The sequence below is a fragment of the Rhizobium leguminosarum genome (assembly GCF_010668065.1).
Taxonomy (GTDB): Bacteria; Pseudomonadota; Alphaproteobacteria; order Rhizobiales; family Rhizobiaceae; genus Rhizobium; species Rhizobium leguminosarum_S.
Genome location: NZ_WUEN01000002.1, coordinates 220,020 through 235,950, shown reverse-complemented (window position 1 = coordinate 235,950; position 15,931 = coordinate 220,020). Strand labels below are relative to the sequence as shown.

The 15,931-nt window shown below is 58.2% G+C and carries 10 protein-coding genes; 6 read left to right on the top strand and 4 right to left on the bottom strand.

What is annotated here, in order from left to right:
- Positions 1–66 precede the first annotated feature (66 nt).
- Together GR198_RS05690 and GR198_RS05685 are read right to left on the bottom strand one after the other, a co-directional pair.
- Positions 67–579, bottom strand: a complete 513-nt coding sequence (locus tag GR198_RS05690; protein WP_246711047.1) for a hypothetical protein — start codon at positions 577–579, stop codon at positions 67–69.
- A 295-nt stretch (positions 580–874) separates the two neighbouring features.
- Positions 875–1,159, bottom strand: coding sequence for a DNA cytosine methyltransferase (locus GR198_RS05685; RefSeq protein WP_164067796.1), 285 nt, complete (start codon positions 1,157–1,159; stop codon positions 875–877).
- Positions 1,160–1,872: 713 nt separating this feature from the next.
- On the opposite strand from GR198_RS05685, the gene GR198_RS05680 reads away from it, so the two are divergent.
- Positions 1,873–8,004, top strand: coding sequence for a hypothetical protein (locus GR198_RS05680; protein WP_164067794.1), 6,132 nt, complete (start codon positions 1,873–1,875; stop codon positions 8,002–8,004).
- Positions 8,005–8,433: 429 nt separating this feature from the next.
- Complete coding sequence (locus GR198_RS05675) at positions 8,434–9,684, top strand: YncE family protein (RefSeq protein WP_164067792.1); 1,251 nt, start codon at positions 8,434–8,436, stop codon at positions 9,682–9,684.
- A gap of 260 nt (positions 9,685–9,944) precedes the next feature.
- On the opposite strand, the gene GR198_RS05670 is transcribed toward GR198_RS05675, so the two are convergent.
- Positions 9,945–10,292, bottom strand: a complete 348-nt coding sequence (locus GR198_RS05670) for a hypothetical protein (protein ID WP_164067790.1) — start codon at positions 10,290–10,292, stop codon at positions 9,945–9,947.
- A gap of 460 nt (positions 10,293–10,752) precedes the next feature.
- On the opposite strand from GR198_RS05670, the gene GR198_RS05665 reads away from it, so the two are divergent.
- The 4 genes from GR198_RS05665 (at position 10,753) to GR198_RS05650 (ending at position 15,066) form a co-directional block, all read left to right on the top strand.
- Complete coding sequence (locus tag GR198_RS05665; protein WP_164067788.1) at positions 10,753–11,388, top strand: hypothetical protein; 636 nt, start codon at positions 10,753–10,755, stop codon at positions 11,386–11,388.
- A complete protein-coding gene (locus GR198_RS05660) occupies positions 11,372–13,246 on the top strand; it encodes an AAA family ATPase (RefSeq protein WP_164067786.1) in 1,875 nt (624 codons plus the stop codon). Before GR198_RS05665 ends, GR198_RS05660 begins: the two co-directional genes overlap by 17 nt.
- Entirely contained in the window at positions 13,236–13,556 is a 321-nt protein-coding gene (locus GR198_RS05655; RefSeq protein WP_164067784.1) for a hypothetical protein, read from the top strand. Before GR198_RS05660 ends, GR198_RS05655 begins: the two co-directional genes overlap by 11 nt.
- 325 nt (positions 13,557–13,881) lie before the next feature.
- Positions 13,882–15,066, top strand: a complete 1,185-nt coding sequence (locus GR198_RS05650) for a hypothetical protein (protein WP_164067782.1) — start codon at positions 13,882–13,884, stop codon at positions 15,064–15,066.
- Positions 15,067–15,079: 13 nt separating this feature from the next.
- On the opposite strand, the gene GR198_RS05645 is transcribed toward GR198_RS05650, so the two are convergent.
- Complete coding sequence (locus tag GR198_RS05645; RefSeq protein WP_164067780.1) at positions 15,080–15,877, bottom strand: hypothetical protein; 798 nt, start codon at positions 15,875–15,877, stop codon at positions 15,080–15,082.
- Between the last annotated feature and the right edge of the window lie 54 nt (positions 15,878–15,931).

The following is a 15,931-nucleotide window of genomic DNA, read 5'->3' as shown; positions in this document are numbered from 1 at the left end:
CTGAGCAGGACCCTTAAGGCCAGATTCACGGCAATTTTTGCCTCGCGGGATTCGAGTGCGCTGCGTCTAGTATGGCGCGTTTTGTATCGTCGCAAAGTTAAATGTGTCAACCATGGTAGCAATGGGGTCTGGGAAATACCGGTAAGTTGCAACGCGCTTCCCATGCACAATGTAGTCTTTTGGCTCGACGTCTCCCATCACAATCAGCGAAACCGTCACCCTGGAAGTTCCCAGCATCTTGAGGGCAACGATTCTTTCCCGTGGGTTCGGGCATTGCTCCCCGACGTCACACAGCCTGCCAATCAATCTCATTTGAGCGAAAGGCTCGAAACCTGCGAAAGATGTACCGCCTATAAACTTAACCTTGTCCTTGAAGGCCGACCATTCTGTTCCGGCGGTAATCTTCTCAAACATCGGGACTGCGTTTTTGAAGGTGAAGTCCTTTGCAACGAAAGGCGCGACCGAAGAGATTAAAAGAGTGACATGCTTTTCGCCAATCCCGCAGTCAATCCACAGATGGTGGTCGTCAGGCGCGCTGCGCTCGTTGTCGCGAACTTTACATGCGGGGTCGGCAGCCATGCTAGTATTGGCTGGCCCCCTCACAAGCCACATGGCTGCGGATGATCTCTCAGCGGATACAGCCCAAAGCGACACAAGGAGAATGATTGCAGGAAAAAATCTTGGCATCAAATTATCCTATTCAGGTCCGTTGTGAAGCTACGATGGTTTTTCTGTTCTTCAGCGTGGTCGGCGGGAGACAGAGGTGGACTTTCGATAACTGGGCGCCAAGTTCCCTGCGGCGGCCCGATCAAATTCTGCCAGTCCATTTCCAGGCCTTTCAGTGCCGCCACCATTGCCAGGCCGACCACCTTTGCTACCCTGAGCATACTGCGTTGTCGATCTGCTCGGCTACCTTTTCAAAGCCCCCAACAAAGTGCCAATCATCGGGGAAGTCCTGTAGTCGCGCACGCATGGGCAACATCAAGCCGGGGACGAATCTCTTGTTCACGGCGTCCTCGCCGGTCGGGCAGGCGATCTCCATCATCTTGTCAACTTCGGCTGCCATCTGCAGGACGCGGTCGGTCATCTGTTGCTGAAGTTTCAGAATGCGTGCTCGGGCGGCGGAAAGCGCCTGCGCCTTTGCGTCGATGTCGGCCATACGGAGTGTCCCCTTTCGGGACGCTTTAGCTGACCGGATATTTCGAGGCCGGTAATCGGATCGGTAAAATGTGAGTGATCTCAAAGGATTCACTTCGCTTACCGTCTTAATGAATCCATACAGGCTCATGTACGGGGAAGACGATATCGCCTAAATGAGGATGGAGAAATCAAGCCTGTTGAGGACAGGGCACCTCCTTCCACCACGCGATTGCCGATTCCGCCAAAGCCGCCGGCTTTTGGGAGAACCGTGACTTTCTCACAGCCCACGCCGAGCGTGACCAAAACACCGGGCATGGGCTTGGCATCCATCATGGCGAAGGGGGGGCATTCAGATCAGCACATGAGTCTCGCGCGTCGCGCTGCGGCCGGACTTCTTGGACCGACAGATCATCTGTCCAGGCAACAGAAACAGATGTCGGCGATTGGCGTATGGCTCTAAGATGTGCCGACGAGTTATACGTAGAGTTCCATGCGCCGCTCAATCAGCCCCTCTCATAAGCGTGGCGTCAGTTGAGGCTGCGCGATAGCGTCACGGCTAGTCGACCCCAATCAGCGGCACCCGAAATTCCCGTAGCGAAATCTGGTCCGACCGCGCCTGCATGGCAACTGCCGCATCAAATCCTGTGTCCAATACGATACGGTACAGGTATGCCTCTTCCAATACACCGGCGTTCCCATAAGGATTCGCTTCATTGAAATCCGGAAGTCGTCATGGTGCGCAGTCCCAGCCCGAGAAAGAAGAAGCAGGCCAAGTCGGCGAGGTGGCATGGGCTTCAGGACACGCCTGCCACCGATCCGATTTCGCAGCCCTCGCTCGCCCGCCACCGACTGCTGCCGATCGTTGACGTCGGCAGCATCAAGTTCGAGCACCTTTGTCAGGACTTGTTGAGAAACGCCTTTAAGGAGGACGTACGTCGCGTCGCATTGAAAAGGCGGAGCGGTTTCAAACAGTTCGGAGCGGACATTGAAGGATTTGACGAACTGCAGAGGCCGGTAGTCGTCGTGTCCTGCAAATGCTATCGCGCGATCGATGCGTTCGAAGTCCGACTCTGGATCGAAGACTTTCGAAAGCACCTGGACGACCACTGGGCCAAGAAAGGCGTCAAGCATTTCGTACTTGCCGTAAGCGTTGAATTCAACGACGACGACATGAACGGCTCCGCGCGGGCGCTGGCGGAAGAACTCCACGAAAGAGGCATCCGGTTCTGGATCTGGGATTCGGTCGAGCTATCAGAGATGCTGCGAAGGGATCCGGCCACGGTCGAAAAATACTTCAACAAGTATTGGCGCGAGGCGATCGCCGGAGACCTTCCGGAAGGCGCTCCAACCCAGACGACGTCGGCGCCGTTTGCGGTACAGAACCCGGTCATAGTCGGAGGGATCTTTGCTCAGATAGAAGCGCAGTACCTTCCGCAGCTCAACGACCTCGCTGCGAAAACCCTGGAGCATGCACTCCAGGAGCTAAGGGAGGGCCGTCGCTCGGCTTTCGTTCAGTGGCTTGCTGACGCCAGAGGGAACGATGTCGTATGGGCGGGCACGTCGAACAAGATCCGGTCCAAAGCATTGCGGGCAGCAGCCATGGTCGCGCTTGCCGATGGCGACGTAAAAGAGGCCAGCGCGCTCCTCGACCAGTCGGAAACCCTTCAGCAACTTCCCGACAGGACGGCGAGGGCGATGTTGCTTCGAGCGACCGAAGGAATGGCCGCCGCCGTCTCCTATCTGACCGATCCCGCCGATAGGAAGGAGCGGGAAACGCTCGCCGGATTTCTGATCGAATCCAATCGACCGAAAGATGCCCTGGAAGTGCTGCTTCCGATGGTTGGCGACGACGCCTCCTCGGACGTCATGCGGTTACGAGCTATCGCCAAGTTTCTCGCCGGCGGCTCGGTCGGAGACGCCTTGAGCCTTGCGAACTCCGCCGTCGCGAAGGATCCGGATTCGCCGATGGCACGGATGGCGCTCGGTCAGATCCGTCTCGCGTCCGCCCTGGTAAGTGGCCTCAATCTCCAATTCGGTTCTGTACCCAATCCCATCAGCCGCGCGCTCGTGCGGCCTGCACGAGAGGCCCGAGTGGAGCTCGCGGCTGCCGCGCAGGAATTCGAGCGAGTTAGATCCAACGTTGAGGGCGAATTCAGGCGCAACGTCGAGGTCTGGAAGCTGGCGGCGCTCCTTCTCAATCGTGAAACCTTCACCGAGGCGCGGTCGTTCGCGAGAGGGCTATTAGCACGAGACGAGCTAGAGCCTGCTGTCGTCGTCTGGTGCATGCAATACGGCGTTCCGCTGAAGAAGGGCCATATCAAGAAGCAGCTCTGGGATATTCTGCGCAACGGCACAGGCTCGCCCGGCCATGTGGCTGTTCTCGCCCTCCTTTCGGCCGCTTCAGACCGGCCTGACAAGGGTCTAGCCGTCGTTGAACGGTTTGCTCCGAAGTTTCCGGAAGCGTCCCTTTTCTTCGATCACTGGCGAGATCAGTTCGCTCCCGTCAACTCCGAGGGCGTCTCGAACTTCGCTGCGACGGTCCGTACCGCACTTCAGGCTGGCGATGTCATGCCGCTGGTAGATTTTCTCTACTCAGACGGAGCGACCATCGAAAACCTCATCGCGGGCGCCGAGGTGCTCGCACGACGAAACGCCTTTGCGGAACTCGACAGCCTTCGCAATCGATTGGCGGCGACCAGGACCGATCGAGGCGTGGAACTCGCTGCTACGGCGGCTCTTAATGTCGATGATCCGGAAGGTAGTCAACGGCTCCTCGACGAAGCCCTTGCGGTTGGAATGGAGGAGAATCCGCGACTTCACCGGTTGCGACTGATGACAAACGAGGCCCTTGGAAATCATGCGGAAGTCATCCGCGAACTCGAACATCGACTTTCAAAAGAGCACGACGAATTCTTACGAGACAAGCTTCTCAACGCGTACCTGCGCGTCGGCGATCTCGACAAGTTGAAAAAACATGCGGAACTTGGGATCGAGGCCGGCACGATCGCCATTCAGAACGCAGTGAAGCTTGCGTGGGTGCTGCGCGACTTCGCGCCGGATACGGCCCGACGCGCTCTTCAGTCCGTCCCGAAGGAGAAGATTACGGACGAGATGGCGGCAGCGATCTTCCAGGTCTCCATCAAGCTGGGGCTCACCGGGCTACAGGACGAGATGTTGCAAAAGATCTTTTCCCGTGGAGACGGAACACCGATGTTCCGCAAATTCGATAGAGTTGAAGATGCCATCGCCATGGTCAAACAGGCTGCCGCAGACCAGCTCCAGCGAGTCGAGGAATGGCTCCAAGGGCGTCTGCCGGCGGTCTCGGCAATGGGCGGCGACGGCAAGGAGTTCGCAATGCTGCTCCTTTCTCCGCTTAGTGCTCGGTTAGACGGGGTTCCGTACAAGATCCCACTGATGTTGCGTTCGGGCATTTCGGCCCGCGACGTCGAACCGGTTGGCGCGATCCGGAGACGACTTCGGCTTGATCTGAGCGGCCTGCTGCTTTCGGACCGTCTGGAACTGCTGGAGCCGCTGGAAAGCTGCTTCGACATTGAGGTACCAGAATCGCTTCCCGAAGCCCTGATGGAGGCGGCGGGCGCTATCGCGGAATTCAATCAGGCCGCCGCGCTCGCCGTCCGGTCGCTGACCGGCGGGGACCGCGCCGTGCTCATCAACGATGAAGTCGTCCATGCGGATGAAATCATGGTTTCTCCGAAAGGAATTATCGAAGATCACAAGGCGGCATTTGCACACGTCGTCGACGAGGCATTCCGCGCCGGTCATCTAACAAGAACGCGTGCTGAAACGATCTTCGAAGAATTCAAGATTGAGAAGACGGATACTCGGCGACGCGTGGACAAGATCCTCCTTTCGGGGAACGTCGTCGCCATTTTGGCGCGCATTGGTGTCTTGGACGACATCGTTCGTGGTTTCCCGGTCGAGATGCGCATGTCCGAGCTTAAATTGTTGGTGACGACGATCGACCGGCTTGAAGAGGAGGCCCGAGTGAAGGGGCGTCTGGTCGCGCTGCGGAAGATCGTGGCGGATCGGCTCTCTTCTTCCAAGTGGAAGTCGATTACTCCCAATCGTGACCTCGACGATGCAGCAGGTCTTTCTGCCCATATGCGGTGCCTGCTGGAAACGCTCCCGAAGGAGGAAGGACCGGAGGGAGGGCTGTTCTGGATCGAAGACCGAGCCATATCGAAGCAGAAGCTGCGAGGTGGTCTCGATCTTCCGGGCGTGATCGCCTATCTCGCGGACGCGGGCGCCATAGAACCACGCAGGCGTGACGAGCTTTCACTGGAACTGCGTCGCATAGGGTATCTGTTCGTTCCAATGGATGCGAAGGAAGTCGTGGCGACGATTGAACGAGCCGCCGTCGATCGAAGCTCTCTCGTGGAAAACGTGGAGCTCGCGGATCTACGCAGGTGGTTCGCACGAGACGTCCTGCACCTCCGATACCTAGATCAGACTCCGGTCGTCGACGAGGAGGGACGCTTTGTCGGCGAGGGGCGTCGTACGATCGATTTGAGCCATTTCGCAGCAGATCTCATCGAGCTGGTCTGGAAATCGGAGCAAGCGTCCACCGAGGAGAAGACGGCGCGTTCGAATTGGATTTGGACGGCCCTGCGGCTTGACTTCGTGCCATCCCCTCCGTTCGCTGGCACCGACACCGCCCGACGTCAGATGGCAAGCCTGTCGGCGATGCAGGTGCTGACGATTCCACTCCAGGCGGATCTGAGAAATGATCGCCTTCCAAAGAACGCACAGCAGCCGTTCGTCGATTGGGCGATGGGCAAGATCGTCAGGCCGTTGAACTTAGCGGACGAGGAAGCCGGAGACGAGGTGGTCCGCATGGCGGCTAGCACCATCGCAAGCTTGTTTAAGTTCGCGGGCGAGGAAGATCCTGCATTCGAGAACGACCTTCGGCACCACCTCAGCCGGATGGTGGGCAGCTTCCTCGATCTCCTTCCGCACGAGTGGGACACTCGTATAACATCGCTGATGGGCCTCAGAGGCATCCTTGGTCGCGAGACCATGCTCCTCGTCGATCTAGACACGCGACACCAGGTTGTCGTTCGCGACATATCATACGCCATCGCCGAGAGCCGTAGGAAGGGCGAGCAAACGCCGATTGAACTGTACCCGAGAGGTCTGCAAGCCATGCTAACGGCCACAGGCAGTTCCGAAGGATCGCCCGTGATCGTCATCGCTTCCAGCGAGGGAACATGGCGTCTCCATGAGAGTACGGTTGCGCTTCTCAGTCCCGACGAGGAAGAGCGTGAGAGTCTGCTGTTAGCGCTGACCGCGGGCACGAATGTCGGCAACCCGATGACGCGTGAGTTCCTCACAGAGGTGGCCCGCGAGCAGGATGTGGACCGGCGCGTCGATATCTTTCATAAACGTATCAAGGCGGACTATGCAAGGACGCGGGAAACCTTGTGGGAGAAGGTATCCACGGGCGGAGCCATACATATCACCGACCTCGCGGTGCCGCCTCCGGAAGACATCCTGAACTTCCTCGGACTGCCAGGAGATTTTCGAGGCGATGGAAGCGAGCTGCTATCCGCTGCGCTACCGATCCTGAAGGACGCACTCGGGATCGATGAAGCCGTCTCCAGGCTGTCGGGGCTGCCTCTGCGCCTTCCAGACGACCTCCTGCGTGAGCTGGGAGAGCAAATCGAAGCGGAAGACGAAATGGAGACAGACTTCCTCTCTCCTATGATGTCCCTGTCGCTGATGGCGGGCATAGTTCTCTCCGGCAAGCAAATTCCGAACGGCGCCGAGGCGCTTTTTTCGCAAGAGCGCACGTGGCTCTTTCTCACGATCCTCCGGCATGTGGCACGCCAGACTTTCCAGAACGTCCAATGGTCTGCACTTCCCGATGAGATGATGCTGTGTCTCGTGTGGGTTCATGCCAACGAAATGGCGAAAAACCTCTCCGTCGACGGTCTGGATGCTGTTGAGGTCGCCAAATGGATCGCCGAGCGAACGCCTACGCCGGTGCTTGATCGAGAAAAGGAGGTCCGACGCTCCGACTGGATCGTGCAGTGCGCGACGAGAATGTCGGCGCCGACATTCATCGCAGCGGCTCTCTGCGAGCTGATGCGCAGGGGCGCAACACTGCCAGATGAATTCAAGCATCTCATTGGACAGGACGGGCCTGCCGAATTCATCATTCACACCGACGTGCTTGTGCCACGACGACCTGCAAGTTCCAACTACTGGGTGGCACAGGACAACGTTCCCGAGCTGGTTGCTTGCGGCTGGCTCAGTACAGACCATCCATTTGTCGAGCGCGATCCTACTGCGCTCCTACTCCAGGCCCTGTCGCAGGGAAAGGAACTCGAGTGGTCGGTGCTGGTATCTATGATCGAGATGTTCGTTGATCTCGAGCGGGTCGACGCTGAGGCTTTGTCGGCGCTAGAAAAGCTGCTGGACTTCATCGCGAACACAGACGGGATCAAAAGTTCCGATCCGAGGTATGACGCCTTCGCGATCGTTCGGGCAAAGGTGTGCCGTCTTCGTGATGACAGCGCGGGCTTCAGCGCATGGATCGGAAAATCTGCAAGCGGCCTCGACGAAAGGTGGCCAGGCAGGACGGTCCGCTTGAGTACACAGAGCGAAGCCGGGGTCGCACTCGCAGCGCTCGTCAACGCATGCTACGTGTTCGCTTGGACCGGAGGCGAATCCGTAAGAGAACGAGTCGGCACCCTTTGCGAACTCCTGGTTGTGATTGCGAACGCATGGCCTGGAACGACCGGCGTCATGATCTCCTGTCTCGACATCCTATCTCAGCAGGCGACGGTCGAGGTCGCGTCGGAGTCGTTGCTGCCAACGCTCCTCGAACTACGGTCGCGGTAATCCGCAAGTCGACATAACTCAGAAATCGCAAACGATAATTTGATATCGACAGCCAGCTTCCATCCCGTTTTTGTCCCATGACTATCTTCAGGGCATGTTCCTGCCGGAGATGCGCGGGCAGTCAGGTTGTTATCAAACGCGCAATTTGCAGTCACTTTTGCGAAGCTGCCGTTCAGCGTAACCGGTGTTCTGTCCCCACGTTGTCCCTCTGCGTTAAGATTTTCCGAGATCAGGGAAACGACCCGTCTGGGATTATCAATGCTAGTTGAGCAGGCATTTGATCGCTGGCCTGCAGGTTGCCGTTGCGAAGACGTCCCGCAAACAGTTATTTGGAACAACAGCGCTGATGGCTCACCGGCGAGCGAGGAAGCCTTGAAACTCAGTCGGTAACGGCGAAATGTTTGCGATTCGGCTCGGAGCGGGGATTGGATGAATTTGAAAGCAGCGTCAGTAATTGCCGTTACCATAGGATCAGCAATCGCGGCATTTGGGGCTGTCGATGCGGTCATCGCTGCTCCTGAACGGATTGGCTGCTACGGCGACAATTGGCGTCCCACTCTCGCCATGCTTGAGCCGACGCCCGCCGGTCCGATGAAGTTCAAGACCCTGCGGTGCACGCCGATCCCAGAAGGCTGGCCGAGGATGGTCCCGCCTGCGCTGTCGCCAAACGGCGAGCTTGTCTACGCGTTCGGTTCCTGGAAAGGTTTGTGGCTCGGTGATGTGACGCGTGGTGGTCGCGCTCACACGGTGAATGAAAGACTTCCTGGAGACCTCTTCACACTGACGGCTCCCTTTACCTGGCTGAATGACTCCTCGTCAGTCATCGGCGTGAAGCGTGAGACGACCGTGGCCGGCAGCGTCTCGAATAGTTCTCTGCGGCCATATCTCTTCAGCGTGGACGGCTCACAGACGAAGCTGCCCGAACTCACTCATCCAGGTGGCTCACTCGATAAGATTTACTGGATCGATGGTTCGGGGTTAGCACTTGCGGGCTTTGGGATGGACGAGCGTGGCGACGAAAAGGAAGACCAGCATAGACAAACGCTCGCTTTCGTTGACGCTCATACCGGAGCGATTTTACAAGCAGTGGAAAAGGCAAGCGTGCCAGGGCTAGCCGATCAAAGAAGCCTGGAAGCTGTTAAATCCAAGATCGACCCATCCGGGAAGGCACACGTTCTCGTGAAATGGGAACCCAGCAAATGGTTGCTCTGGGTTCAAGGTCAATCACCGAAAATCGTTCCTTTGCCGCAGACTGCCCACTGGTCGCCGTTCGTTCTTTCGAGCGATGCCTCGAGCGTCCTGATGATGGGCAATTTGAGCGCGACTGGTTCGAGTTGTGAACTACCAGGCCGTTGCCCTCAGCCGACGCCACAATCGGGAATGATCGCCGAACTCCGGGACCTCACAACCGGTCTCGCGAAGTGGAAGATTTTTGGCACTGCTTCGTATTTTTCCCGGAGTTTACACCCGGCCGTCAGCCCAGATGGCCGCTGGGGTTTGATATCGCTCCCGGACGAGCAAGGAGCCGCACTTGCATTGATTTCGATGACATCTGGTAAAGTGATTCAGAAAATCCGGCAGCCGGGTTGGGGGCCGATAGGCCTGTCATTCTCCGCTGACAGTAAGTTCGCATTCGTCACTGGTGGAACGATTGTGGCTACATACGCCGTGATCGAATAAGTGTCGTTTGGATAGAAGGCAAGATATCAAAGTATGTCCTCTACGGCTTCATAAGGGCTTTCGTGGTCCAGACGGCGTTGATCGCGCGTTCGCCCATGAAGGGATGGATAGGCCCACTCGCCCTTGTACGGGCAATAGGTCGAATCGTGGGGCATGGGCGTTGCGCCATCCGTTGAGTAGGACGGCGAAAAATATGCTGATGGGAAGGGCAACGCCCGGAAATCACGCGGAGGTACGCCAGAGAAATGCGGCCGCACCGGTTAGGTGGCTTGGGCAAGTTCAGCACGAACGTCGCGTTGCCAAACCTCGTCCACTCGAAGATAGCCGTCCTTCAAGCTGCAGCCTCGGCCGATAGCACTGTTGATGTCGTTGTTGTCACAGTCATATTCGCGGTAGAGCCTTTCGATGACTTCCTTTTCAGTGGCCCTGCCACGCTCGTCATCTCCGCCATAGAACTCGTTGAGTGTCGAGCGTTGCGTCGCGTTCCGGTCGAAGGCAAGGATCGACAACATGTCTAGGAGCGAAGCCAAAGAAAGTCGTGAGATTTCCCTTGTCCAGCACATTTCGGAAACGATCTCACTTCGACGTTTCGCCACATCTTCGAACATCCCGCCTATCGTTTCCCGACGGCTTGCACCAGCCCTGTGCCCTCACTGCGCTTATCCATGATCATCTCCGTTCATTTCAAGAATGCTGGTACCGCACGATGCCGGCGTCAACGTCCTGGACAAGAACTCGACGTCCGTCCAAGCATCCTTCTTGGAATGAGCGCATGATCGATGTGTCGACGTCGGCAGCGCCGACGGTGCTTCGAATTTGCGCGAACTGAACGTTTCCTCGCGATTGGCGATCGGTATCGCCTTCAGGGGCAGGGACTACGTACAGATTCCGCCGGCGAAAGCGCCATCGTTACCAAGTCTGCAAAAAATCGGTTGCGCGACGACTTGACGCCGCAGTTCTTGTTCCGTATTTGTTCTGACCATGATCAAAACTCGTCGACAACCGCAACAACGCTGAACGTCCCGCCGCAATCGCGGCGACGCCTGGCTATTGTTGTGGAGATAGACGATGAATCCTTCAGATCAGACGGGTCATGAGGCCCGCGAACGCGCCTGTGCAGCGAACGAGCGATACAGACCATTCGGCACCGTCAGGTGCTCCAATCCTTCATATTTCCGCAGCCAACTTGCCCGCGATCTCGGATGTCTTCTCGACGTGGATGACGACGTGCTCGGCTGGTGCTGCCGGCCATACGGCATGGACGATCTGCTGCGCGACCGGGGCTGGCAGGGGGTATCGCCAGATTTCATGGCGACTCGCCGAAGCGGCAAGGACGTCTACCTGACCGTCGTCGAAGGCGAGGGAGATCCGCAGCTCACCGAGATCGCTGCCTGCGGAAGGCTCACTCATCAGTATGTCGCCAAGGCGGAAATTCGATCCGGCTACCGCCTGCAGAACTCCAAAGACCTTCTTCGCTATGCGAACTACCGGTGCCCGCTCGGCGACCGGATGCGCATCATGTCGGCCCTCGAACAAGAAGGCTCCGCGACGATCGCCGAGTGCATGGGCGCCTTCCAGGAACTTAATCCAATGGCCGGGCTATCATCGCTCATCCTCCACCGTTTCGTGACCATAGACCTCGATGCCGAGCCGATTGGGCCGCACACCATCGTTAGGATCTTCAGGGATGACCGCCATGCGTAACCGACACAGAAATGCATCATCCGCATTTGCGCGGATCACCTGCACGCTAACGCTTCGAGAGACGTTAGCTAGTTGGAAAAACCTACAGGAGAACAGTAGCTTCTCGCTCGCCGTTCGTGTCCCAAATGAACTTCTCGACGACTATGTCGGAGCGGCCTCCGACGTATTGAAAGTCATGCCGGGCGTCGAAGATTTCGAGATTTGCACGCCAGCCATCGCCACCAGGGGTAAGATCGACTTCTCCGAAGTCACATCGACTCTTCGCCTGGCGAAGCGGGCGCTGATCTTGCTGGATCAGACAACGCCAGCTCCAAGAGCGATACTGGCCGCAGTGGACGAAGTGGTGGACGTGCTCCCCATCGCCGCCACGACCATCGTGCGTGCAGTTCACCTTCTTGAAGAACGAGAATACCCGATCGACGTGGTCGAAAAGATGCTAGCCTATCCGATCGCCGAGGTGCTTGGCGCCATCCGGCCGGGGAGGGACGCCGAACAGGCTCTCGAGCGGCTTCGTGAGGCGCACCGCCGCACAGACTCGTCTGAGGACCCTCCTCCCGTCGAGGAACTGCACGGATATGGCGACGCCGCCAAATGGGTGCGCGATCTTTCGATCGATATGGATGCATGGCGAAAAGGCGTGGTTCCTTGGAGCGAAATCGACGCCGGCCTGCTTCTCTCCGGACCGCCCGGCGTCGGAAAATCGATGTTCGCCAAAGCAGCCGCGAAAAGCTGCGGCGCCGCCTTCCTCGCGTCATCAGTCGCGCAGTGGCAGTCACGCGGCCACCTGGGCGACCTGCTCGGCGCGATGCGGGCAACCTTCGCAGAGGCGGCGACCAAGGCGCCGTGCATCCTCCTCATCGACGAATTCGACAGCATCGGAGACCGCACGCGGTTCAGCAACAGGGATGCCCAGTACTGCACCGAGGTCGTCGCAGGGCTGCTCGAATGCCTCGACGGCGTTCATCGGCGAGAAGGCATCATCGTGATCGGCGCCTGCAATCACCCGCAGACGATTGACGCCGCGCTTCTGCGGCCGGGCAGACTTGGAACCCATATTCGGGTCGGGCTGCCCGATGCGGCAGCTCGAACTGCCATCCTTCGCGGCTATCTCCCCAATTGCCCCGGCGACCACCAGCTCGTGGAGGTCGCACGGGAATGCGACGGCTTTAGCGGCGCCGATCTCGCTCACGCGGCAAAGGCCGCGCACCGTCTCGCCCGGCGTCGCGGCGAGGATCCGACTGTCGCCGATCTGATTGCCAGCTTGCCCCCGATGACCCCGATCGAGGGGGAGATGCGCAAACGGATCGCCCTCCACGAAGCCGGTCATGTTGCGGTAGGCCTCGCGCTGGACATCGGCGCACTGACGGGCGTCGTCGTCAGGAAGGGTTTCCGTGATAACGCACCCGTGGGAGGAGGGGCCGTGTTCGAAACGACCCGGAGGCTGCCCACCAGACCCTATTTCCTCGACGCGATCGCAATGAGCCTTGGCGGGATGGCCGCAGAGATCGTTCTTCACGGTGAACATCTCGAGGGCTCGGGCGGCAGCTCCGGTAGCGACCTTCACAAAGCGGCGGACATCGCAACCATCATGGTCACGCAGATCGGAATGGGTCAGACGCTCAACCATTTCAAAGCCGACACCCCTGAGGCAAGGGAGAGGCTTCGCCGCTCGATACCGGCAATCAACCGTCAGGTCGAGAAGACGCTGGCGACCCAGCTCGAGCGGGCGAAAGACATCGTCCGCGAGAACATCGATTTCGCCCGCGAGCTTGCGGCAATCCTTGACAAGGAAGGCGCCGTCGACGGTGAAAGGGCAACGGCGCTCTTCCTGTCCGAGGAGAAGTCCGATGCCTCATGACTGGCGAGATGAAGTGGCGGCATTGCGGTTCGCTTCAACGGCCGAGGCCGCCTCCCGCTTGGTTGGAATCCTTGCGGGGGTCGGTGGAAAGCCACTAGGGCTCCGGGACGCCCGCTCCCGTCTGTTTATGGTCTCGCTGGACGTGCTCAGGGGATCGCCGAAGATGATCGAAATCGACGGAGGCGTGGTCGCGATCGTGGCGGTCGGAGACTTGGCGGCAATCCTTTGCGACCCGTCGTTCGAATCCTTCAGGGAGGAGGCAGAGAGGGCGGGGAGAAAAGTGGGTCGGCGACGGGTCTTGAACAGATAGCACACCTAGAGCCGCTGCCGATGACCGCCGACGAGGCCGGGCAGGGATGGCGGCCCGTTGGCCACGGTTTGTTAAGGATGGGGTCACTTTCCCTCCTTTTGAAAACGCGGTTTTAAGATCTACCGATCCAAGACACGGCTACGATTTGCGTAGGTGCGAGGGTTCTGTGACTGACGTTTTAGCGATAGATGAGCTGTACCAACGGGTTAAGAATCGACCCCACTCGGATTACGTTCTGGAGGCGGTCAGGTGCTACAACGCACAAGCCTACCGGGCGTGCATCATCATGACGTCCAACGCAGTCTTTGACACTCTACGCGATCGCATGAACGAGCTCGAGGCAGGCCATGTGCCGCGGGCGGCAAGTGTGGTGGCAGCCATCAAGGATGCGACCAGTGGCGGAAGAACATACGAGGGTGCACTTGTCACGAAGCTCAAGGAGACTGGCGTTGTTCCGGTGGTCGAAACCGATGCACTCGCAGAGATCCTCGATAAGCGCAACAACGCCGCGCACCCGAGCAAGGCTGCGTCGACCGCCAAGGACGCATACTACGTCTTTGAGAAAGCGGTGACATATTTTCTTTGCGAGCGGGCAAGGCCGCTACGGTTCGCAATTGATACCCTGATGCGCGACATCTACAGCGACGGGTTCTTCACCGACCCGGTCGTCGACGACGTCGCAAAGAAGGTGGATGAGGAGATAGCCGCTTTCGATGAGCCTGACTACTATCTGCTTATGAACGAGCTGAAGAAGCGGGTGGTGGTGGATAAGGGCGACGAAGATTCGAGAGCGCTCTGGTTCTTGCTAGGCCTGCTGGAATCCGACCGTCCGAAACTTCATTCCATCATCTCAAAGGAATTCTTTGCAAAGAAGGGCTTCACCCCCGAGCATGATTCCTTTCTGGTCGACATGTGCGTTGTTCGGCCGGTTCTCCTCTCCATGATAAGCGGTCAGAACCGCGAACGTCTTGACCATACCTTTGCTAAATTCGCCGGATCCCTAACGGCAGTGTCCGCTGAGAGAGTGGTTAGAAGTCCGACGGCCCTCCTCGTTGCTTTGACAAGCCAGTTTGATGATCCGAGCGCCGAGGAGTGTTACCCGAAGACCGTGGACGTCGTACTGCGCCGCTTCTGGTCGCATCCCGACCTTGGTCCGCTTCTTCACACCAAACTCAGGAACAAGTTGTTCAAGGAAGTCCTGAAGCAAGCAGAAACTGGTGACGCCGCTGCTACCAACGATGTGGCCCTTTATCTCGAACGAGAGGATGCTACGCTTGCTTCGACGCTCTCTCGTGTTCAGGTTGAGAGCCTGTTCAAAGCGGCGGTGGCGCCCGGTTGCCGTAAAGACCTTCACGAGTTGCACGAGAGCGGCTTTCACTGCATCCCGCGCCTGCGGTCGGTAATGTCCAGCACGATGCCGCCAGCGTCCGGCTGGCGAAGACCGTCTCCTTACCTAGTGTGGCAAGGAAACGATCTGGTCCTAAAGGAAAGAGAATTGGCAACGCAGTGATTGGGCGCTCGGATCATATCTTCAAAGGAACGCCATCCCAGGCTGGCAGAAGTGGATCTGAAAGAAGAACGTCCGAAATCTCTTCTGAAGCGCTGGGATTCGACATCATGAAGCGAGGCAGAATGCGCTCTGCAGGCACGATGAGGTACTCGTCCGGCTTTTCGGCAAGCACCTTATGCGCGGCTGCAAGCAAAATGTAGCAATAAGCTAGCGAATTCCCCGCAAATTCAACGCCTTCATCAAAATCGACGGGGGCACGGTAGCCGTACTGGAGTTCAAAAAAATCGTGATCGCTTAGAACCGTGGGGGTCGGACGCCAACTGCCGGTCAGCTCGCCTGCGATGTCTGAGATGCAGGCAACCGAATCCAATGCAGGCCGAAGCCCATCAAACGGATCGATGCCCCAACGCCAGCATATCGAGGTTTCCTCGAGCAGACGCTCCAATTCCGTTGCCAAGGTGTCGGGGAGGGCGTGACCGTTGTCCACCAAGCAAAGCGCCGATAGGAAGAATGCCGTTGATTCGGGCGTGTCGCCGTCCAGGGTGAGCGAAACATCCCCTTGAATAACCGTCGCCACCTGCAACAGTACCGCCGCCGGATCTGAGGGGTCAATACTCTGCTCGAAGGCCGTCGCGTGAACAGGGCCCTGCCGGCGAATTCCGGTGATCTCGGTGTCTGCGGGGTATCCTATGGCTAGTTTAACGCGAGCCGCCTTGAAAGCCTGTTCGACGTCGCTGGCTGTCACGATGAGGTTGTCCTCGGTGCCGCGAGTCAAAAACGTCACGTCGAAAGTCCGGAAGCCGGTTGTCACGGTGATGCTCCTTGCATTCATCTTGAAGGTCTGGCCGACGGATTTCGTCGCCTG